At 62.1% G+C, this 573-nt stretch carries 1 protein-coding gene; it reads left to right on the forward strand.

Translation table 11 applies throughout. The annotated features are described in order from the left end of the window. Positions 1-573: MFS transporter (locus ACQZ48_RS23420; protein WP_458575400.1), on the forward strand; the 573-nt coding region annotated here is incomplete at both ends.

Below are 573 nucleotides of genomic sequence, written 5' to 3' on the forward strand. Positions count from 1 at the left end.
CTGCAGATATTCAGCCTGCCATCGCTGCCGGCAAGTACGAGCAACAGTCTTTCCGATGTTTTCCGGCTGACGCGGCGGCGCAGCGTTCAACTGGGGATGCTGGCAATCCTGTTGCTGATGACAGGGCATTTTGCCGGCTCGGTCTATGTGCGTCCCTTCCTCGAACAGGTGACGCTGCTTGACACCACGCCGATTGCCATCGCCCTGCTCGGCTTTGGCGTTGCTTCCGTGATCGGCAATGTTCTGGGGGGCCGGATGGCTGACACCAGTATCCGCCTTGCACTCATCGTTACCGCCGCCCTGATGGCATTTGCGACGATTGCCCTTGTTGTCTGGGGTGTTCACAGCGGCGCCGCATTCGCGCTCGTCGCGCTTTGGGGCCTTGCCTTCGGCATGGCGCCCGTGGTGCTGCCGACCAATCTTTCCCGCGGTGCACCCGATGCGCTGGAAGCAGCAGGCAGCCTGATGGTCGTTTCCTTTCAGGTGGCCATCAGTATCGGTGCGGTCTTCGGCGGCTATATCGTCGATTCCTACGGCGCCACTGCGCCGCTGGCGCTGACCGCGATACTGGCC

The sequence above is a fragment of the Agrobacterium sp. 22-209-1 genome, assembly GCF_053522485.1.